The organism is Xanthomonas sp. A1809 (genome assembly GCF_017746015.1).
Classification (GTDB): domain Bacteria; phylum Pseudomonadota; class Gammaproteobacteria; order Xanthomonadales; family Xanthomonadaceae; genus Xanthomonas; species Xanthomonas euvesicatoria.
In genome coordinates this window covers 941,777-962,318 of sequence record NZ_JAGHWZ010000005.1, presented here as the reverse complement: position 1 = coordinate 962,318, position 20,542 = coordinate 941,777, and the positions used below count along the sequence as shown (strand labels likewise).

General features: G+C 66.7%; 14 protein-coding genes. 9 read left to right on the top strand and 5 right to left on the bottom strand.

Features of this window, described 5'->3' with window-relative positions; genetic code table 11:
- The first annotated feature begins 59 nt into the window (after positions 1 to 59).
- The 6 genes from J7396_RS10300 (at position 60) to J7396_RS10275 (ending at position 11,307) form a co-directional block, all read left to right on the top strand.
- Positions 60 to 515, top strand: coding sequence for a hypothetical protein (locus tag J7396_RS10300; RefSeq protein ID WP_008573758.1), 456 nt, complete (start codon positions 60 to 62; stop codon positions 513 to 515).
- Positions 516 to 543: 28 nt separating this feature from the next.
- On the top strand, positions 544 to 1,020 hold the full coding sequence (locus J7396_RS10295; protein ID WP_011348568.1) for a hypothetical protein: 477 nt from the start codon (positions 544 to 546) through the stop codon (positions 1,018 to 1,020).
- Between the two features lie 84 nt (positions 1,021 to 1,104).
- Positions 1,105 to 3,249 (top strand): UDP-forming cellulose synthase catalytic subunit, encoded by a 2,145-nt coding sequence (gene bcsA, locus J7396_RS10290; protein WP_055026843.1) that lies wholly within the window; start codon positions 1,105 to 1,107, stop codon positions 3,247 to 3,249.
- Positions 3,250 to 3,293: 44 nt separating this feature from the next.
- Complete coding sequence (gene bcsB, locus J7396_RS10285) at positions 3,294 to 5,618, top strand: cellulose biosynthesis cyclic di-GMP-binding regulatory protein BcsB (protein ID WP_244669612.1); 2,325 nt, start codon at positions 3,294 to 3,296, stop codon at positions 5,616 to 5,618.
- Positions 5,615 to 6,796, top strand: coding sequence for a cellulose synthase complex periplasmic endoglucanase BcsZ (gene bcsZ, locus J7396_RS10280; protein WP_109290712.1), 1,182 nt, complete (start codon positions 5,615 to 5,617; stop codon positions 6,794 to 6,796). The genes bcsB and bcsZ overlap by 4 nt, the downstream gene beginning before the upstream one ends.
- A complete protein-coding gene (locus J7396_RS10275; protein WP_209261398.1) occupies positions 6,778 to 11,307 on the top strand; it encodes a cellulose biosynthesis protein BcsC in 4,530 nt (1,509 codons plus the stop codon). Before bcsZ ends, J7396_RS10275 begins: the two co-directional genes overlap by 19 nt.
- A gap of 232 nt (positions 11,308 to 11,539) precedes the next feature.
- Here the strand turns inward: J7396_RS10275 and J7396_RS10270 are convergent, their stop codons facing one another.
- Both J7396_RS10270 and J7396_RS10265 read right to left on the bottom strand, forming a co-directional pair.
- A complete protein-coding gene (locus J7396_RS10270) occupies positions 11,540 to 13,198 on the bottom strand; it encodes a PA domain-containing protein (protein ID WP_065627756.1) in 1,659 nt (552 codons plus the stop codon).
- Positions 13,191 to 13,616 (bottom strand): hypothetical protein, encoded by a 426-nt coding sequence (locus tag J7396_RS10265; protein WP_014091040.1) that lies wholly within the window; start codon positions 13,614 to 13,616, stop codon positions 13,191 to 13,193. Before J7396_RS10265 ends, J7396_RS10270 begins: the two co-directional genes overlap by 8 nt.
- Positions 13,617 to 13,980: 364 nt before the next feature.
- Here J7396_RS10265 and arsC point away from each other — a divergent pair, with 364 nt between their 5' ends.
- A complete protein-coding gene (gene arsC / locus J7396_RS10260; RefSeq protein WP_011348560.1) occupies positions 13,981 to 14,403 on the top strand; it encodes an arsenate reductase (glutaredoxin) in 423 nt (140 codons plus the stop codon).
- Between the two features lie 335 nt (positions 14,404 to 14,738).
- Entirely contained in the window at positions 14,739 to 15,254 is a 516-nt protein-coding gene (def, locus tag J7396_RS10255; RefSeq protein ID WP_008573775.1) for a peptide deformylase, read from the top strand.
- 207 nt (positions 15,255 to 15,461) lie between these two features.
- Here the strand turns inward: def and J7396_RS10250 are convergent, their stop codons facing one another.
- Positions 15,462 to 16,406 (bottom strand): DegV family protein, encoded by a 945-nt coding sequence (locus tag J7396_RS10250; RefSeq protein ID WP_008573777.1) that lies wholly within the window; start codon positions 16,404 to 16,406, stop codon positions 15,462 to 15,464.
- 479 nt (positions 16,407 to 16,885) lie between these two features.
- Between J7396_RS10250 and J7396_RS10245 the strand changes: the two genes are divergently transcribed.
- The gene (locus J7396_RS10245; protein ID WP_005920703.1) at positions 16,886 to 17,701 is read left to right on the top strand and encodes a cellulase; all 816 of its coding nucleotides are present in this window, start codon (positions 16,886 to 16,888) and stop codon (positions 17,699 to 17,701) included.
- A gap of 386 nt (positions 17,702 to 18,087) precedes the next feature.
- On the opposite strand, the gene J7396_RS10240 is transcribed toward J7396_RS10245, so the two are convergent.
- Positions 18,088 to 19,689 carry a rhamnogalacturonan lyase B N-terminal domain-containing protein gene (locus J7396_RS10240; protein WP_209261397.1) on the bottom strand — a complete coding sequence of 534 codons (1,602 nt, stop codon included), beginning with the start codon at positions 19,687 to 19,689 and terminating at the stop codon, positions 18,088 to 18,090.
- Between the two features lie 358 nt (positions 19,690 to 20,047).
- Complete coding sequence (locus J7396_RS10235) at positions 20,048 to 20,374, bottom strand: hypothetical protein (protein ID WP_014091038.1); 327 nt, start codon at positions 20,372 to 20,374, stop codon at positions 20,048 to 20,050.
- Positions 20,375 to 20,542: the final 168 nt, after the last annotated feature.

The window sequence follows — 20,542 nt, the reverse complement described above, 5'->3', positions numbered from 1 at the left end:
CATCACATCGGGTGCATGCGTCGCATGTGACGGCCCTTTTTCCTTGCGAAGTCTGTTGAATGAGCGCACTCGACCCGCTGCCGCTATACCGTACGCGCAGTTGCTCCCGGCAATGGCTGGGGTTTGTGCGCGCGATGGCCGAGGAGTTCGGCGCCGAGTTGCCCGAGGACGATCTGGCCCTGTTGATGGCGCGAATCGGCCAGCGCTTCGCACGCGAACAGCGGCTTGCGCCGTGCGCCACGCTGGACGACGCGCAGCTCGCGGCCAATGCGGTCTGGGACCGCTGCGATTGGGGCCAGTGCGTGTTGGAGGAATACACCGACCATGTGCAGATCCGGCACGCGGGGGCGCCGTTGAGCGTCGCGCTGAATGGCGCCGCGTGGAGCGACGGGTTTTTGCAGGGTGTCTACGAGGGGTGGTTTCAGCAACTGGGGATGCTGGCGGGTCTGGCGGTGCAGAGCGTGCCGAGCGACACCGTCGATCTGCGCCGCCTGGTGTTGGCGCGCACGGCATGAGCATGTCTGATCGGGCAAGGAGAGTGTGATGACAGCAAGGAAGGGCAAGGACGCACCCCAACATGACGATGTGTCGGGCCTGTTCGCGCGTTTGGGGACGCCGGCGAGCCAGGGATACCACGATTTCGCCTACACCCAGCTGTCGCCGCGCACCTGCAGCCTGCCGCAGGCCGGTGCGCCTGTAGCGGTCGAACCGGTCACCGTTGCGCCCGACGCCGTGCAGCCGCCGGTGGCGGTTGCCGCGCCGACGCCGAACTTGGGCATGCCGGCCGCCGTACCGGCGCCAGAGCGCTCGCTGCAACCCGTCGTGACGGCAGCAGACCCGGTGCCGGATGCGCTCGCCCCGCTGCGCAAATTGCGTCAGCTCGACGAACCTGCGCCGCGCGGCGTGCAGCCGGCCGATCGGCCGGCGCAGACGCCGTTGGAGCGCTTGTTCCAGCGCCTGTTGCAGGCCGATGCGCGCAGCTGCGCGCAAAGCCCGCTCAAGCGCCTGCGCTCGCGTTGACCTGTTGCCCGTTGTTTCCCGCTGCAGGCGCCGGTGCGCTTGTCGCTTGTTGTGCCGCACGCCGCCATGCCTGAAGGACGATTGATGACCGCTGCCAACCGCCATTGCGCATCACCGCTGCCGACGCTGGCGACCTGGGCGCTGTGGTTGCTGGGTGCGTTGCTGCTGGTGTTCGTGGTGGCCGTGCCGATGGATGTGACGCAGCAGCTGGTGTTTTCCGGCGTGTTGTTCGCGGTGGCGCTGGCGGTGCGCAACCGCGGCGGGCGGGTGGTCATCCTGATGATGATGGGGATGTCGCTGGCGGTGTCGTGCCGCTACATCTGGTGGCGCATGACCCAGACCATGGGCGTGGGCAGCGCGGTGGATTTCATCCTCGGCCTGGGCCTGCTTGGCGCCGAGCTGTATGCCTTCGTGATCCTGGTGCTGGGCTATTTCCAGGTGCTGTGGCCGCTCAACCGCAAGCCGGTGCCGTTGCCGGCCGACCAGCGCCTGTGGCCCAGCGTGGACGTGTTCATCCCGACCTACAACGAGCCGCTGTCGGTGGTGCGCACCACCGTGCTGGCGGCCAGCGTGATCGATTGGCCGGCCGGCAAGATCACCATCCATTTGCTGGACGACGGCCGTCGCGACGAGTTTCGCGCGTTCTGCGCCGAGGTCGGCATCAACTACGTCACCCGCACCAACAACGCGCATGCCAAGGCCGGCAACATCAATGCCGCGTTGAAGAAGTGCAGTGGCGATTATGTGGCCATCTTCGATTGCGACCACATTCCCACCCGCAGTTTTCTGCAGGTGGCGATGGGCTGGTTCCTGCACGACACCAAGCTGGCACTGGTGCAGATGCCGCACTATTTCTTTTCGCCGGACCCGTTCGAACGCAACCTGGACACGCATGGCAAGGTGCCCAACGAAGGCGAGTTGTTCTACGGCCTGCTGCAGGATGGCAACGACCAGTGGAATGCCACGTTCTTCTGTGGCTCGTGTGCGGTGATCAAGCGCACCGCGCTGGAAGAAGTGGGCGGCGTGGCGGTGGAAACGGTCACCGAAGATGCGCACACCGCGCTCAAGCTGCAGCGCCGCGGTTACCGCACCGCCTACCTGGCCGTGCCGCAGGCGGCGGGTCTGGCCACCGAAAGCTTGTCCGGCCACGTGGCGCAGCGCATCCGCTGGGCGCGCGGCATGGCGCAGATCGCGCGCATCGACAACCCCTTGCTGGGGCGCGGGCTCAAACTGTCGCAGCGGCTGTGCTACCTCAACGCGATGCTGCACTTCTTCTATGGTTTGCCGCGCATCATCTATCTGACTGCGCCGCTGGCCTATCTGTTTTTCGGCGCGCACGTGATCCAGGCCTCGGCGTTGATGATCCTGGCCTACGCCTTGCCGCACATCCTGCAGGCCAACCTGACCAACCTGCGCGTGCAGAGCCGCTTCCGCCATCTGCTGTGGAACGAGGTCTATGAAACCACGCTGGCCTGGTACATCTTCCGTCCCACGCTGGTGGCCCTGCTCAATCCCAAACTCGGCAAGTTCAACGTCACGCCCAAGGGTGGGTTGGTGTCGCGCAGCTATTTCGACGCGCAGATCGCCAAGCCGTATCTGTTCCTGTTGTTGCTCAACGTGGTGGGCGTGGTGGCTGGCGTGCTGCGGTTGATCTATGTGGGTGGCAGCGGCGAGCAGCAGACCATCTGGTTCAACCTGGCCTGGACGCTCTACAACATGGTGCTGCTGGGCGCCACGATTGCCACCGCCAGCGAAACGCGCCAGGTGCGCAGCGCACACCGTGTGCCGCTGGATGTGCCGGTCACCCTGTATCTGCCCGACGGCGGTGTGCTGCCGAGTCGCTCGGTGAATTTTTCCACGGGCGGCATGGCGATCACGCTCGCGCAGCCACAGCCGATCGAGCCGGGTCTGCCGGTGCAGATCGGCCTGAGCCACCGTGGCGTGGAGCAGACCTTGCCGGCGGTGGTGCGCCAGGATCGCGATGGACAGGTCAGCATCCAGTTCACGCAGATGTCGATGGAACAGGAGCGCTGGCTGGTGGCGTCGACCTTCGCGCGCGCCGACATCTGGCTGTCGCAGTGGGGCCAGCACGACCGCGATGCGTTCTGGCGCTCGATGGGCCAGGTGTTGGAAGCCAGTGCACGCGGATTCGGGCGACTGGGCGGGCATATCGTGGACAGCGCGCGGCAGGGCTTTCGTCCGAGGCGCCCGGTGGATCTGGAGTCGTGAGTGTGATGCGTGGTGTTTCCCTTTCCTTTACCAAGATGCCGCTGATGCGGATATTCCCGGCTGTGTTGAGCTGTGCGTTGACCTTGCTGGCAGGCCTGGCCCAGGCGCAGCCCATGCCTGCAACGCCATCTGCGCAGGCAGGCAGCCAGATGCAGGCAGTCACCCCAGCGCAGGTGCCCGTCGCCTTCGCAGCGGCACCGTTGCCAGGCGGCAGCACGCGTGCGGCAACACTGCGCGAGCTGGGCATTGATTACGAAATCACCTTGCGCGGGGTGCAGGGCAGCGCCGGCGTGCCCTTCAGCGTGCGCAGCGATGAGATCGTCACCGCGGCCACGTTGAATCTCAAATACAGCTACTCGCCCTCGCTGTTGCCCGACCTGTCGCACCTCAAGGTCACCATCAACGGCGTCACCGTGGCCACGCTGCCCACCGACAAGGCCAACGCCGGCAAGTTGCTCTCGGCCGATCTGCCGATCGACCCGCGCCTGGTCACCGATTACAACCAGCTCAACCTGCAGTTGATCGGCCACTACACGCGCGATTGCGAAGATCCCGACCACAGCAGCCTGTGGGCGAATGTGGATGCGGCCACCAGCCTGTCGCTGACCACCACGCCGCTGGCCTTGGCCAACAATCTGGCGTTGCTGCCGGTGCCGTTCTTCGATGTACGCGACACGCGCCGGCTGGAATTGCCGTTTTATTTCCCGCAGCGCCCGGACACGGCCACGTTGCAGGCGGCCGGCACGGTGGCCTCGTGGTTCGGTAGCCTGGCCGGCTACCGTGGCGCGGTGTTCCCGGCCTCCACCGAGGCCTTGCCGGCGTCCGGGAACGCGGTCGTCTTCGCCACGCCCGGCACCTTGCCCGCGCAATTTGCGACCGCCGACAGCGGCGTGGCCGACATCCGCGGCCCCACCGTGGCCGTGCTGGCCAACCCGAACGATCGCAACGGCAAGCTGCTGCTGGTGCTCGGCCGCAACAGCGAAGACCTGCAGCGTGCCGCCACCGCGCTGGCCTTGCGCGCACCGTTGACCGGTGCGGTGGCCCGCATCGGCGACATCAGCGCGCCTGCGCCGCGGCGGCCCTACGACGCGCCCAACTGGGTGTCGAGCGAGAGTCCGGTACGCTTCGGCGATCTGGTCACCCAGCCCAGCCAGCTCAACGTCACCGGCTATCACCCCGACCTGATCCGGGTCGGCCTGCAACTGCCGCCGGACCTGTTCGTGTGGGAACGCGACGGCATCCCGGTTGCGTTGAACTACCGCTACACGCTGCCGGAGCAGGACAACAAATCCGCGCTCAATGTCAGCATCAACGAATCGTTCGTGACCACGCTGCCGCTGACCGGTCGCCCATTCGCTCAGTCCACGCCGATGCGCTGGTGGAACAGCCTGGGGACGCGCGGCAGCATGCCGGTGCATCAGGACCTGACACTGCCGGTGGGTGCGTTTTCGGCCAACAGTCAACTGCGCTTCCATTTCTTCTTCGATCGCCCGCGGGGCGAAGCGTGCAAGAACACCTTCCCGGATGTGTCCGGTGCCATCGATGCCGACTCCACCATCGACCTGAGCGGCTTCCACCACTACATGGCGATGCCGAACCTGGCGGCGTTCGCCAATGCCGGCTACCCGTTCACGCGCCTGGCGGACTTGTCCGAATCCACCATCGTGCTGCCCAACAATCCCGGCGATCAGGACCTGAGCAATGTGCTGACCCTGCTCGGGCATTTCGGAGCTTCCACCGGTTACCCGGCGCTGCATGCGCAGATCATCGGCGCCGGCGCAGTGCAGCAGCATGCAGGCCGCGATCTGTTGCTGCTCGGTAGCGCCGAATCGCAACCGTTGTTCAAGCAGTGGCGCGCGCATCTGCCGATCGGCCAGGACGGGCGGGCGACCCGCTTTGCGCTGACCGACTGGCTGTTCGAACGATTGCCGCGCTTTCTCTCCTTCGATGCGCGCCGCACCGACCTGCCCACCACCGCCGAGATCGCCCTGCAGCCGCAGCCGGACGACGTCCTGCTGATGGGCTTCGAGTCGCCACTGGCAGCCGGCCGCAGCGTGCTCGCCTTCCAGACCGAAGACCCGGCCAACATGAGCCGCCTGTTCGATGCTTGGTTCGACCCGACCCTGCTCAAGGATTTCCAGGGCAGCGTGGTGGTGCTGCAGCAGAAAAAAGTCACCAGTCTGGTCGGCAACCAGACCTATTACGTGGGGCATCTGCCGCTGCCGACCTGGCTGCGCTGGTATTTCTCGCACCACCCGGTGTGGCTGGCCCTTACCGTGGTGCTGCTGGCGTTGTTGCTGGCCCTGGCCGCACGCGTGCTGCTGCGCAGGCACACCGCCGAGCGCCTCAACGACGGTGGCGGTGCATGAGCGCGCACGCACATACCGGTGGCATGACGCGCCGTCGCCTGCTGCATGCAGGCGCATTGGCCGGCGTGGCCGCGCTGCTGCCGGCAGCCGCGCTGGCGGCGCCCAGCCAGTGCGGGCCGTGGCCGCTGTGGAGCGCCTTTGTCGACAAGCACATCCAGCCCGATGGGCGGGTGGTGGATTTTCTCAATCCCGATCAACGCTCCACCTCCGAAGGGCAGTCGTATGCGCTGTTCTTCGCATTGGTCAACAACGACCAGGTGCTGTTCGACAAGGTGCTGAGCTGGACCCGCCACAACCTGTGCGGCGGCCGCCCGGATCTCAACCTGCCGGCATGGCTGTGGGGCCGCGATGGCAGCGGCGCCTGGCGCGTGCTGGACGCCAACACCGCCAGCGATGGCGAGTTGTGGATTGCCTATGCGCTGCTGGAAGCCGGACGGTTGTGGAGCCGCCCGGGCTACCTCAAGGCCGGCCAGCAGATGCTGCAGCTGATCCGCACCCAGGAAGTGGGCACGCTGCCCGGGCTGGGCCCGATGCTGCTGCCGGGCCGCACCGGTTTCGTCGACAACGGGCGCTGGACGCTCAATCCCAGCTATCTGCCGATCCAGGTGCTGCGTCGTTGCGCCAATGCCGACCCCAAGGGCCCATGGGCTGCCATTGCCGCCAACAGCGCGCGCCTGCTGCGTGACAGCGCGCCGGTGGGGTTTGCCCCGGATTGGACGGTGTGGGACGGCAAGACCTTCAATGCCGATCCCAAGCGCGGCAATGTCGGCAGTTACGACGCCATCCGCGTGTACCTGTGGGCCGGCATGCTGGACGCTGGCGAGCCGCTGCGCGCGCGATTGCTGAAGGACCTGTCCGGACCGGCCGACCTGCTCGCCGCGCAGCAGACGCCGGCCGAAAAGATCGACACCGCGCGCGGTGTGGGCACCGGCGCCCTGCCGGTAGGATTTTCTGCGGCGTTGCTGCCGTACCTGAGCGCACTGGGCAAGCCCGCGCTGCTCAAGGCGCAGGCGCAGCGGGTGCCCGCCGCCACGCAACCGGCCGCCGCTGCATTGCCGTATTTCGAACGCACGCTGGCCCTGTTCGGACAGGGATGGCTTGAGAACCGCTACCGCTTCGCCGCAGACGGGCGCCTGTTGCCCGCCTGGAGAACCCCTGCATGTGCCGCAACGACCTGAAGCCGTTCTACCTCGCCGGAATGCTCGCGCTGTGCCTGCTCGCCGCACCGGCAGCGCACGCGCAGACCAGTGCCGCCCAGCAGCTGGTGGAGCAGGGCAATTACTGGCACGACCAGGGTCGCGACGATCTGGCCGCCGATACCTGGAAGAAGCTGCTCGGCATCGACCCGGACCAACCCGACGCCTTGCTCGGCCTGGCCCAGATCGATCTGGCGCAGGGGCGCCAGTCCGAAGCGCGCAAGCGGCTGCAGCAACTCGAAGGCGCGCATCCGCAATCGCCGCAGGCGCAGCGCCTGCGCGTGGCGATCGGCGCGCGCGGTAGCAGCAACGCGGGCGAAGATTCCAATCTGCGCAATGCACGTCGTGCCGCCTCTGCCGGGCGCTATGTGGAAGCGGCGCGCAGTTACGAAGCAGCCTTCGCCGGCAAGTCGCCGCCGCCGAACCTGGCGCTGGAGTACTACCAATCGCTGGCCGGCACCCCCACCGGTTGGGAGCGCGCCCGCGACGGCCTGCGACGCCTGCAATCCAGCGACCCGGGCAATCCGTCCGTGCAGCTGGCGCTGGCGCAGGTCCTCAGTTACCGCGAACCCACCCGCCGCGACGGCATTGCGCAATTGCGCACGCTTGCCCAGCGCGCGGACGTGGGTGGGCCGGCACGCAGCAGCTGGCGCCAGGCGCTGCTGTGGCTCAACACCGGCATGGCCGATGCGCCGCTATACCAAGCGTTTCTTGCCGGTACCCCGAACGATGCCGAAGTGGCCGCCAAACTCGGCCAGCTGCGTGCGCAACGCACGACGGCCACCACGCCGGCCGATCCCAAAGGCGCGCTGCTGGGCGAAGGCTTTCGCGCGTTGAGCGCCAACAATCTGAGCGCCGCCGAACAACGCTTTACCCAGGTCTTGCGTGCACGTGCGCGCGACCCCGAAGCGCTCGGCGGCCTGGGCTCGGTACGTCTGCGTCAGCAGCGTTTTGCCGAGGCGCAGGAACTGCTGCGACCGGCCGCGGCCAGCAACGGCAAATGGAAAAGCGCGCTGGAGAGTGCCCATTACTGGCAGCAGCTGCAGCAGGCTGAAGCGGCGCGCGCGCGCGGCGATCTGGCGCAGGCGCGCCAGCTGGTAGAGCAGGCGGTGCAGCTGCTGCCCAACGAGCCGGCCGGACACGTGGCGCTGGGCGACGTGCAGGCCGCCGGCGACCCGGTTGCTGCCGAAGCCAGCTATCGCAAAGCCTTGTCGCGCGAGGCCGACAATGCCGGCGCGTTGCAGGGCCTGGTCGGGCTGTACAGCCGCCAGGGCCGCCTGCAGGAAGCCAGCGCCTTGTTCGACCGGCTGCCGGCGGCCGAGCGCGCCAAGTCCGGTGGCCAAGCCTTGCTGCGCTCCAACGTGCAGCGCGCCCGTGCGCGTCAGTTTCTGGATGGCGGCGATGCGGTCAGCGCGCAAACCGAACTGGAAGCGGCCATGGTCGAACGCCCCGGCGATGCCTGGATCCGTCTCGACCTGGCGCGCCTGTACCAGCAGGCTGGCCGCCCGGATCAGGCGCGCAGCGTGATGGACGGCCTGCTCGCCGTCCATGGCGACCAACCCGAGGCGCTGCACGCCAATGCGCTGCTGGCGCAGGAAAGCGGCGACTGGCAGGACGCCTACGACAGTCTGGACCGCATTCCATCGGCGGCACGCACGCCGGCGATGGCCCAGCTGCGCGCCACCGCCTGGATCGAATTGCAGGCGCGTCAGGCGCGGCAGTTGGTCGCGCAGGGCCGGGTGGGCGAGGCGCAGCAGTTGCTGGCGCGTACCGAAACGGCGCTGGGCAATCAGCTCGACGATCCGCAACTGCTGGCCGCCCTGGCCGGCGCGCATGCCGACGCCGGCAACACCCAGCGCGCGCTGGTGCTGGCCCAGCGGCTGGTCACCGGCGCCAACCCGCGCACCGAAGACCGCCTGCAATACGCCAGCGTGCTGCTGCGCGCGCATCAGGACGCCGAGCTCTCGGCGGTGTTGCGTCAGCTGCAGGCCACCACCCTGACCCCGGAGCAGCTGCGCCGCTACCAAGGCCTGCGCAGCGCCTACACGCTGCGGCAGGTGGATGCATTGCGTGAGCTCGGCAATCTGGAAGGCGCCTACGACGCGTTGTCGCCAATACTGGCCCAGCAGCCGGACAACCGCGATGCACAGGCCGCGCTCGCGCGGTTGTACGCGGCCGCCGGCGAGCACCGCCAGGCGCTGGCGATCTACCAGCAGCTCCTGCAACGTCAGCCCAGCGATCTGGACACGCTCACCGCTGCCGCCAACAGCGCCGCCGCGCAATCGGACCTGCGCAATGCAGAGAGCTATCTGCAACGCGCGTTGGCGCAGGCACCGGAGTCGCCGGAGGTGCTCGCGGCCGCCGGCCGCGTGTACCGCAGTGCCGGCAAGAACCGCAAGGCCGAGCAGTATTTCCGTGCAGCGCTGGCCGCGCAGCAACGTCAGGCCGGGCAGCTCGACAATGGCCTGGCGTCTGCACGTGGCCCGGCTGCCGTCGCCGCATCCGGTCGCCCGCTCAACCCATTCTCCGGCATGACCGGCGCCATGCCGCGTGCGCCGGCGGTGCTGTCCGAACGCATGGACGCCGGCAGCGCCTACACCGATGTCGCGACCGCGCCTGTCGCATCCATCGCGCCGCTCGCCATGCAGCCCAGCGCGGCACCTGTCGCGCCTGCCGCACCCGTCAATGCTGCCGCCGACATCAGGAGCGACGCGTTGCCGCAACCGGTGCGCGCCAGCACCGTGCTTTCCACGTTGCCTGCGCCCGGCAGCCGCTTGCGCGCTTCCTCGCATGGCACGCTGCCGCCTGTGTCGGGCAGCGATCTGCAGCCGCGCAGCAACCTCGCGCAAGCACTGCCTGCGCGCAGCAGCGGCAACAGCGTGCTCGACGAACTGCGCGCCGTGCAGGCGGAAAACAGCGACGGCCTTGCCGGCGGCGCGCTGTATCGCGCACGCGACGGCGAAGACGGCCTGGGCCGTCTGGACGACATCGAAATGCCGGTGCAGGCCGAATTCGCAGTCGGCGAGGGCAAGCTCGGCGTCACGCTGACACCGACCGTGGTGGATGCCGGCACGCTCGGCACCGACTACGCCACCGCCAGCCGCTTCGGCACCGGCCCGCAAAGCGCCATCGGCGATGCGCTGGCCGCAAACCGTGGCCCGATCGACACGCTGGTCGATTCGCCGGTGTATCAGCTGCTCGCCACCGAAGGCGATACCGCCGCCACGCGCGAACGCCTGCGCCGGTACAGCTTGAATACCGGCCTGTTCAATGCACTGCTGGTGGAGCACAACAACAGCAATGCCGCCGCGCTGGCGGCGCTGGCCAACGAGCCGCTGCCGGCCTACCTGCTCAGCATCAACGCCTCCACCACGCCGATTGCGCAGCTGGCACGCGACATCCTGGGCAATGCCGCGCTCAGCGAACAGCTGGGTGCAGGCGATGCTGCCGCATTGCGCGCGTTGGCCGGCAGCACAGCCGCCGCGCAGCAGACGCCGACCGGCCTGGCCGACACGCTCAATGCCATGGCCGCCAGCGGCAACGGCAGCCGCCGGCTCAGCCAGGACGACACCGGCGTGGGCGTCGGCGTGCGGTATCGCAATGGCGGTTTCAGTGCCGACGTGGGCAGTACGCCGATCGGGTTCCAGGAGCAGAACCTCATCGGTGGCGTGGGCTATCGCGGCGAGCTCGGTGACACCGTCAGCTGGTCGGCCGAGGCCTCGCGGCGTGCAGTCACCGATAGCGTGCTGTCGTTTGCCGGTGCGCAGGACGCGCGCAGCGGGCGCGAATGGGGCGGTGTGACCAGCACCGGTCTTTCGCTGTCGGCCACTGCCGACAACGGCCTGCTCGGCGGCTACGCCAACCTTGCCGCGCACCGCCTGCAGGGCAACCACGTGGCCGACAACGACCATCGCCAGGTCGACCTGGGCTTCTACGTGCATGCCTTGGAGACCGAGCATCAATCGCTCACCGCCGGCGTCAATCTGACCACCATGCAGTACGACAAGAATCTCAGCGGCTTCACTTACGGGCACGGTGGCTACTTCAGCCCGCAGGACTATGTGGACCTGGGGTTCCCGGTGCACTGGAGCGGGCGCACGGCCGGGCAGACGGTGAACTGGAAGGTCGACGCCAGCGTCGGTGTGCAGCATTTCAGCACCGAGGCCTCGCCGTATTTCCCTACCGACCCGACCTTGCAACAGGCCGCCTACGACGCCGCGTCGCTGGCCGCGCTGCTCGGTCTGGTCAATCGCTACACCGACCCGGTGTATGCGGGCGAAAGCCGCACCGGCGTGTCCTACAACCTCAGTGGCGCGGCCGAATGGCAGGTGGCCCCGCAGCTGTTTCTGGGCGGGCGGCTGACCTTCAACAATGCACGCGACTACAACCAGTTCAGCAGCAACCTCTACTTGCGTTTCGTGATGGATCGCCTGGGCGCTGCGCTGGGGCGTGCGCCGCAGGTGCTGACCTCGCCGTATGCGGCGGAGCATTGAGGTGACGGCAAACCTGGTGCCTCGCTCCGAAGGCGCGCAGCAGGGGCTGCAGCGGATGCGCGCAGGCGACGGGATGCCGCGCGTGCATGGGTCCGCATGCTCGCCTGCGACGTGGTGTGCATCGCCGCCACGCTGCAGGGACCGCCTGGCCTGCGCGCCACCACGCGGCAGCAGATAAACGAACGGCGCCTTCCGGCGCCGTTCGCATTGCATCCCATCACGCGTTCGGCGCTTACGGACGCACCTTGGTGGCGCAGACGAAGACCGCTGCCTGTTGTACGCGGCTGATCACGCCCTGGCTCTGCAGCTCGCGCGCGTGTTCGTCCATGCAGGTCAGGTAACCCAGGCGGTTGCCGGCGTTCTGCGTCTTGCACAGGCTGCTTTCGGCAGACACGTTCGCACCCGGAATCAGGCCGCCGGTTTCCACCGTCGGGACCAGGGTGTTGCAGGTGCCCAACTTGGCCGGCCCGGTGTTCAAGGTCCAACCGATGTCGGCAAACAGCGCCGGGGTCAGGTCGATGTTCACGTGCGCCTGCACTTCCGGTGTGTCGAACGGTTCCATCAAGGCATTGGGCTGCAGATCGGTATCGAAGTGCGAGAACGTCGAACCACCGGCCACCACGCTGGGCGAGTACAGCCGCGTGCGGCCTGCGCTGTCGGTGCCCTGCAGCAGTTGCGGATCTTCGTACAGCGCCGCAACCACCGCAGTGCTGCCCTTCAGGCGCGCGCCGTCGGCCTGCGAGACCATGATGGCGGGGATGGTGATGTCGGTGATCGGCGGTGCTGCGTTGCCCATCGTCTGTACACCGGCCGCGTTGTTGGCGACGATCACGCCCACCGCGCCGTTGAGCTGCGCATTCTTCACCTTGATCGCGAAGGCGCAGGTGCCGCGGTCGATCAGCGCCACCTTGCCGGCCACATCGGCCGCATTGACGAACGGGGTTTCGCAGCCATCGCTGGCCGATGCGGCCGCCACGCCGTCATTGACCGTTACCACCGAACGCGCCGGGAAATTGGCCGCGGTGGCCAGCGGACCGAAGCTGGCAAAGCCCACTTCGAACTTGCCCGCAGCGCTGGCCGGTGCGGTGACGCGCAGCAGCGTGCGTGGATCCAGGATCAGCGCCGCCTCGCGGTTCACGCGCGTCCCGGCCCAAACCGTACGGCCGGGCGTGCGCATCGCTTCGGCACGCAGGGCGTTGGTCATGGTCGGGTCGTCGAAGCGCTTGTTCTGGACGTTGTCGTAGGCCTGCGAGGTGTAGACGTCGGTCAGGCCGCTGCCCGAGCCCAGCACGCCGGTGGTCTTGTTGAGAAAGCCCGCCGCGCCCAGACCGTGGCCGATCTCATGCATCACCACGTTGAGGAAGTTGATCTGGCCTTCGGGCGTCTTGCCGTCCAGGCCCAGATACCAGCCCGAACCGGCCAGGCAATCGTCCTTGCCCAGGTCGCCGTTGAACTGCGAGAACACGTCGGCCGGATCGGCCGGATCCGGCACCAGGTCCTGCCCGGCGATCGCATCGCCCAGCGCGGACGGATACAGCGTATCGGCCTTGGCGCCGGGGAAGTTGTTGACGATCCAGTTCGGGCCGGCCTGGCCCAGCGTGCCGCCGGTGGCGGTACAGGTCAGCCGTGCGAACGAGGCATACACCTTGATCTCGACATTGCTCTGAAGCACCGCGCCCCACAGGTCCATGGCGTACTGGTATGCGATGCGGCGTTGCTCGCCGATCGTGCGGCCCGGGTTGCCGCCCAGCGGTGCGGCAGCGGTCGGGTCGTTCAAACCGACCACGGTGCCGGCATCGCCATTGATCAGCGTGACATTGGCTGCCCGGGCGTGCAGCGGTGCCAATGCGGCCGCCACGGCCAGGGACAACAGCAACAAGGGCTTATTCATGCGGCAGCGCTCCGTGCTCGGCGTGGGTGGGTTGGGTGGTGTCGGCGTCGTCGCTGTGTTCGATGACGATGCGTCCATCGGCCTGGCGGGTTGCCGTCAGCGAACTCATTTGGGTGGCCGGCAACTTGCGCGCCACGGTGCCATTGGGCAGGCGCCGCTCGGTCGCGCGCGCGGCCGCTTCGGTCTGCGGAACCGAGCTGCGTGCGGCGCTGCTGCGTGCTGCGGAGGCCGCTGCAGCCGCCTGCTGATCCAGTGCCGCGCTCTCGGCGTCGGTCAGCGGGCGCAATTTGCCGGTGGCAGGGTCGATACCGACCTTGGAACTGCTGGTAGCTGCTTCCTGCGCTGCAGCGATCGCCGGCAGGCATGCGACACACAACACACCGGACAGCATCCATCCGGGCTTGCGAAAGCTCATCATCGTTGGGGTTTCCTTGGGTCCAACAGGGGAAAAAACGCCGTGCTGACACCGGCGCTCGGGAGAATCCTTCCATTTCAGTTTGTTCATGACTGAATCATGAATCCGTGATTCGTGTCAATCTTTTGACACATTCGCCGTCGAATGCGAAGCGGCAACCTGAAAAAGTTATCGGCAGGGTTGCAGTCTGGGAGTTCACCCCAGGCATCCTCGCCAAGGCGCCTGCGCACGTCGTGGCCAGCGCTCGGCACGCCCGGGCGCCACTCGTACACTGGCCGGTCTGGGCGTCGTTCGGTCATCCGTTGCCGGCGCCGCCAGCCACCAGCCACCAGCCACCAGCCACCAGCCAACCCAGCGCCAGGCCACCATGCACGCCGTCATCTACCACAATCCCGGTTGCGGAACCTCCCGCAATACCCTTGCCCTGATCCGCCACACCGGCATCGAACCGCAGATTGTCGATTACCTGCAGCATCCGCCAAGCCGCCAGACGCTGCAGGCGCTCATCGCCGCTGCCGGCATCACGGTCCGCCAGGCCATGCGCCAGAAAGGCACGCCCTATCTGGAACTGGGACTGGACGATCCCACCCTGGACGATGCGGCGTTGTTGAGCGCAATGCTCGCCCATCCGATCCTGATCAACCGCCCATTCGTCCAGACCACGCGCGGAACACGCCTGTGCCGCCCCTCCGAATTGGTGCTCGATCTGTTGCCGCCAGCCACGCACGGCTTCATCAAGGAAGACGGCGAACGCGTGCTGGACGAGGCCGGTCAACGCATTGGCCGCTGACATGTTTGAGCCGGTTCAACCGGCGCCAAGCCGGTGTTGCGCCATCACGCTGGCCGCAGCGCTGGCGATAGATGCAGTGCGCCTATTCACAGCGCGATGAACAAGCCTGCTGCACGTCCACTTGCGCATGCACGACACCTGCTGAGCGCGGCACAGCAGGCCGGCTGCACGCACCGTGCGCTGGCGCGAGCGTTGCCCGGTGCCGGCATGCACAACCCGCGGCAGCGACCGCTCGTACACTGCAGCGCCTGCGGACTATTGCACCGCCCGGCGCTTGTTCGCTACCGGCCGGCAGCCGCCCTAGAATCCACGCCACGATCGTCAGGAGCACCCGCATGATTCGCGAAATTATCCGCATGGGCGACAAGCGCCTGCTACGTGTGGCGCCACCGGTCAGCAACCTGGGCAGCGCCGAGTTGCACACGCTGGTGGCCGATATGTTCGAAACCATGGACGCTGCGCGTGGCGTCGGTCTGGCAGCACCGCAGATCGCGGTGGATCTGCAATTGATGGTGTTCGGTTTCGACGCCAGCGAGCGCTATCCGGAAGCGCCCGCAGTGCCGCGCACGGCCCTGGCCAACGCGCAGATCGAACCGCTGTCGGAAGAAATGGAAAACGGCTGGGAAGGCTGCCTGTCGATTCCCGGCCTGCGCGCAGTCATTCCACGCTATCGCTTCATTCGCTACCGCGGCTTCGCACCCGACGGCACTCCGATCGAGCGCGATGCCGAAGGTTTCCACGCACGCGTGGTGCAACACGAATACGACCATCTGGTCGGTCGCCTGTATCCCTCGCGCATCGAAAATTTCGACACATTCGGTTTCGAAGACGTGCTGTCTTACGACCTGTAGCAGGTCCTTCGTTGTGTCCAATGCGGCGTGGCTGCCGCCATGGACGGCAGCCACGTCCTGGACTGCGCCGCATTCAAGGCAATCATCAGCACGCTGCCTGGCGCGGTGCCTCGTCATTGCGGAACCGTTGGCGGCATGAATGTAGCAATCGACTCGCGTGATGGATGACGGCGTGTCTGGCGAGCGCATCGCACCCCCGCCCATGCCTCAGGCCGAAAACGCGTGTGGCTCGGCAGCAAATCCGACTGCCAAGGCGCCCTTGCCGACGTTGACCATGCCGGTCAGGCTCATCACGCTTTCCAGCAGTTCCACGCCGTGGGTTTGGCAGGCGCCCTGCAGTGCGGCATAGCCGGGCAGGGCATGCAGCTCGGCCAGCTCGCCGCCGTAGCCCACGCACACCGTTGGCGTCATCAGGCCGTCGCGAATCTTGCGCACGGTGAAGCCGAACAGCTTTTCGGCCGAAGGTTCGAAACCCTTGAGCTTGGCCACTGGCTCGGTAACGCCGCGGTAGGCGCGCAGCACCGGCTTGATGTCCAGCGCGCTGCCGAGCGCGGCGCCGATCAGGCCGACGCTGCGATCGCCCTTGGTGCGTGCACGTGCGCGCAGGTAGTAGAGATCGCGTGGAATCATGTAGCCATAGGTATGCTCGGCCAGCTGTTCCAGGCGGGTACGGATGGCCGCCACGCTCCGGCCCTGGTCGCGCAGGCGGACTGCTTCCACGGCGGTGATGCCCTGGCCGGCGAACAGGTTGAGCGTGTCGATCACCCGTAGCGCGAACGGCGAGGTGTGGCCTGCGGCCTGCCGGATCGGCTTGTAGTCGTTGAGGATCGCGAAGCTGGCCTGCATCGCATTGTCGAAGATCTGGCTGCGGAGTTTGGAAATGGTCAGGCAGAACACATGGTCGTAGTCGATGACCAGTTGTTGCAGGAACAGATCGCGGATCTGGTTGACCGAAAACGGCGTGGTTTCCGCTTCGTGCCCGCGCTCGGCCACATGCGCCTGCAAAAAGCTCAGCGTGGCTTCCTCGTCGCGATGATCGGCCAGCACGGCCTCGCCGATACGCACGCTGATCGGCAATACGATGATGTTGTGACGTTGGATGAAGTCCTGCGGCAGATCGCACGCACTGTCCACCACGATTCCGATACGCATCGTCGCCCCCTCCGGCTGTTGCGTTGTCTGTAGTGCGAACGCTATCGCAAAACGGCTCCGCCGCGTAGGCCTGAGGTGGAGCGTGTTGCGGGCGCCGATCGCGCGGATGGCGACCGGACTGATGCAGGCCGGTGGCAGCGACGCCGCACTGCGTTGAAAGGCATTGCACGCGCAAGCGACGCCGCCGGCACGTGCGGACACGGGCGATGCGTATGTGGCTGTGCACCATTTACCGCCCCACGCGCGGGCGTCTTTGGCGCGAAACCCGCCGCTACGCCCGTGTCCGGTGACCTAAGTGCTAGCCAGCGCACGCTCCAAGTGCAAGGTGGCGCCCGCTATCGCGCTTGGCCGGGTGACGCCGCCGGAATCGTTATAGCTCCCCGCGTGGCGCCGCTGCTACGGTCCGACCCGACTGCCGCACGGCAGGTCCCGACGACGCTGCACCAGCGCCGCCGCGCTGAATCATACGGAGAGTCACCATGCACAACTGCCCATCCAGCTCCCTTGTCCAGACGTGCGCCCAGGCGCCGACCACGCGGCGGCGCGCCTCGCGCTGGTGGACCGCGGCGCTCGCTTTCGGTCTGGTCGCACTCGCCCCGGCGGCGCTCGCCGGCCCGTACAAGATCTTTGGCAACCACTATGCGTGGGTGAACAATTTCAACGATCCCAACAACATCATCCAGGGCACGTTCGGCACCGGCAGTACGCCGGAGCTGACGGTCACCTTCAACTTCGCCGACTACAACCTCTACGGCTATCCGGCGATCGTGCGCGGCTGGCATTACAACTGGAATCCGACCACCGACACGCTGTTCCCCAAGCAGATCTCCTCGATCAGCTCGCTGCCATTCAAATTCAATTACAGCGCAGGCGGCACCAATCTAGCCGGTGATTTCGCTTACGACATCTTCTTTCGCTGGGACACCGCCAAGGGCAATCCGCAGCTGGAAGTGATGATCTGGGGCGACCACAATTCCTGGCCGGTCGGCACCGTGACCGCGACCAAGGTCATCACCGCGGGCGGGCGCACTTTCGATCTGTGGGAAGGCTTCAATTCCGGCGCCGGCTATTACGTCTACACCTTCATCCCGACCGGGACCGCCGGCCAGCCGACGCTGAAGACCAGCGGCAGCCTCAACGTGGATGCCAAGCCGTTCCTGACCTGGCTGCAGAACAACCGCGCCAAGGATGGCCGCTACAGCAACAGCATGTACCTGCATGCGGCCGAAGCGGGCTTTGAAGTGGTACGCGGCAATGGATGGGCCAAGGTCAGCGCGACCTTGGATGCGAAGTAAGCGCAGCCCGGCTGTATCGTGCGTGTCGGCGGTATCGGTCGGCACGCACGCGGGTTTTTTCAACGTTGGACAAGTCGCCGCCTGTGCATTGTTCGAGCGGCTGGCGGCGCAGCGCTGCGCATGTGACAGCCACGTGCGGTGTGTGGCGCCTGTCGCCTCGGCATCGGATCTTGGATGAGCTCACGTGAGCGATGTGCATGGATCACTGCGCCTGCGCCGCGCGTGGCCGCGAACGCGCTTGCGCGCAGATCCGGAGCGGCGAACAACGCGCCGCTACGCGGCCGGTGCCGGCGCGATGAACATCGGAACGGCCGAGCGCTGCATGCCAACGCCACCTACCAGCCGCGCGTGCCTGGCCACTGCGCGAATCGTGTGTTCGGACGTTGCTATAACGCCACCAGCTGGATGCTGTCGAACACGATTGCCGGGCTGAGGTAGCCGTTATCCGGGGAGCCGGAGGCAATGCCGATCTCGATGCGGTTGTTGCCGGCCTGCAAGGCCGAGGCAGGGATGTCCACTTCGTAAAGGGTATTGTTGCCGCGCGCAGTGCCGCGCGTGATGCCGCGTGTCTTTGGTTGCGTGGGCGCGGCAGGCAGCGGGCCGTTCCAGCGTGCGTTCACGCTGATCTGCGGACGTGCGCCGCCCTGTGCCAACGGCACGAAAAGACGCAGGTGATAGCCGCGCACCTCGTTGGCGGGCAGGGTGAAGTCGATCCGGCTCGGGGTGTTGATGCCGCGCCACTGCACTGCCGGAAAGCTGCTCACGCTGCTCGATCCCACGGTGTAGGTCACCGCAGACCAGTGCATGCGCGCATCGGAAGGGTGCGCCCGCGGCAGCAGGTCCGCGTCGCTGAACCCCACCGGCGTGCCGTCGGGAATGCCGATCTGCCACTTCACCGTGCCCGGCAAAACGACCGCCTGCAGTGCGGCGTGCGCAGTGGCACCGGCAGAAACCTCGATGTTGCGTTGTGCGACCTCCAGTTCGTTTTGGTAGAGCGTCATGCGATAGCTGCCCGGGCGAACACCCGTCACCTGGTAGTTCCCGCTGCCGTCGGCGGTGGCCCAGTACTGCGCCTGCGCGTTGCGCAGGCCGATGACGGCCGGCTGGCCCGGCAGCACGCCGCCGACGTGCCCACTCACGGTGCCGCGCCCGCTTGCCGGCAAATAACCGCTCAGGCCCAGCGTGGCATCGACGAACGCGGTGTCCAGCTGCGCACTCGACGGCAAGCTTCCATCGGTGAACAGCAGCCCGTACACCCCGTGCAGGCCGCCGCGAAAGGCTTCGGTCTGGGTGTGATCGGAATACATGTAGTTATAGAGCTCATGCGTCAGGCTGGTTTTTTGCGTCGCAATGTCCTTGAAGAACGGGCCGCCCGCGCTGCGCTCGCGGTTGCCCATCAGCATGAACACGGCAACGCCAGGGCCACTGACGCCATGCACCTGGTCGTCCATCATTCGACGTGCAGAATAGAACTTGGAGCTGGTGCGCCCATCCGGCAATAGAAAGACATCCTCACTTTCGATCGCTCTGCCGACATTGGAATCGGGCTCCTGCTGCGCATTGGGCAACTTGGACACGTTCAAGCGGGCGACGAAGCGCAATTCGCCCACTGGCAGCAAGGTGGGCGCATCGGTGGCCATGTAGATCGCGTTGCGGCCCTTGCGTGCGATGTAGTACTGGACCAAGTCGCCGGCCTTGGCCGACACCACGATCGTCCCGCCAACGATGCGTGCATCCACACTGGCACTGCCCAACCCCGAAGCGATGTGCGAGCCCTTCGATTCGGTGGTCTGCAGTTCGTTGTCGCGATAGCGCATCGACACGATGTCGCCATTTCGGGCATCGACCGCAAACACCAGCTCGGCGCCGCTGTCGACGATCACGCGGTTGCCGCTGCGGCTGATCCCGAAATCGGCCAGTGCAGGTGCGCTGATGCCGGCATAGAGCAGCAGTGCGCAGGCGAAGTGATGTCGAAGATTGCGAGGCATGCGGGTGAGCTGTCGGAAGCAAGGCATGGTGGCGATGCGTGCGCGCGATGCTAGGCCAGTACCGAAGACAGAGAATGTACGCACTGTTCGAAATTACAGCGATCAAGGGGGAGTCGTTGGTTACTTGCGGGCATCGCTGACTGTCGCCGCAGTGGGCAACTGCAATACGCAGTTCCGGCATCGGCCATGGAGAGGCTACCAAAACCCCGAGAGCCTTTGTCGGTTGTCGTGGACGGCGCACGGCCACCGCGCTGCACGCGCGGGGACATGCCGCACGGATCGGCGGCCGCCTCCGGCTTGGCGGTGACGCAGTCGCCTTGCCAGCTGCCTCTGCGACGCACCGGCGTCCTTGCACGGCTCAGCGCAGGGCATCCCGCGCCGAGGCGATGTCCGCCATCCATTGCGTGCGCTTGCCGATCACGAAGCGGTATCGCTTTCCGTCCTCCAGCCGCACTGCCAGCGATGTCGGCGCGATCGGCAGCAGGCCGAACAGGCGTGTCCAGCAGGACTGAATCGCCACGATCTGCGGCAAGGGCAGGCTCAGCGTCTGGCGCTGTACATTGAACGCGTGCGGCTGAAACAGCAGCGCATCGGCGGTGAGAATCAGACGCCCGCCCACCGCTTCCATCCCGCGCTGCAGATTGGCAGGTGCCTGGCGCAATACCGCCCGATCGATCGAACGCAAGCCGCTACCGTGGAAGAGCGAGCTCACGGTCGTGCAACGGCGAGGTGGGCACGCGGCATATGCCGTAGCAAGACGCCAAGGCGGCCAAGCGCTATCAAGAGCGAAACCGAAAACATGCGATAGGCCTAGTGGGAAACATCACGACAGCGAAGGCCGCCAGCAAGATGC

Bases quoted from the DNA above. Each gene is read 5' to 3' on its own strand.
- J7396_RS10295 (WP_011348568.1), top strand. From the start codon at position 544: ATGACAGCAAGGAAGGGCAAGGACGCACCCCAACATGACGATGTGTCG.
- bcsA (WP_055026843.1), top strand. From the start codon at position 1,105: ATGACCGCTGCCAACCGCCATTGCGCATCACCGCTGCCGACGCTGGCG.
- arsC (WP_011348560.1), top strand. From the start codon at position 13,981: ATGCACGCCGTCATCTACCACAATCCCGGTTGCGGAACCTCCCGCAAT.
- J7396_RS10250 (WP_008573777.1), bottom strand. From the start codon at position 16,406: ATGCGTATCGGAATCGTGGTGGACAGTGCGTGCGATCTGCCGCAGGAC.
- J7396_RS10245 (WP_005920703.1), top strand. From the start codon at position 16,886: ATGCACAACTGCCCATCCAGCTCCCTTGTCCAGACGTGCGCCCAGGCG.
- J7396_RS10270 (WP_065627756.1), bottom strand. From the start codon at position 13,198: ATGAATAAGCCCTTGTTGCTGTTGTCCCTGGCCGTGGCGGCCGCATTG.
- J7396_RS10300 (WP_008573758.1), top strand. From the start codon at position 60: ATGAGCGCACTCGACCCGCTGCCGCTATACCGTACGCGCAGTTGCTCC.
- J7396_RS10265 (WP_014091040.1), bottom strand. From the start codon at position 13,616: ATGATGAGCTTTCGCAAGCCCGGATGGATGCTGTCCGGTGTGTTGTGT.
- bcsZ (WP_109290712.1), top strand. From the start codon at position 5,615: ATGAGCGCGCACGCACATACCGGTGGCATGACGCGCCGTCGCCTGCTG.
- J7396_RS10275 (WP_209261398.1), top strand. From the start codon at position 6,778: ATGTGCCGCAACGACCTGAAGCCGTTCTACCTCGCCGGAATGCTCGCG.
- def (WP_008573775.1), top strand. From the start codon at position 14,739: ATGATTCGCGAAATTATCCGCATGGGCGACAAGCGCCTGCTACGTGTG.
- bcsB (WP_244669612.1), top strand. From the start codon at position 3,294: ATGCGGATATTCCCGGCTGTGTTGAGCTGTGCGTTGACCTTGCTGGCA.
- J7396_RS10240 (WP_209261397.1), bottom strand. From the start codon at position 19,689: ATGCCTCGCAATCTTCGACATCACTTCGCCTGCGCACTGCTGCTCTAT.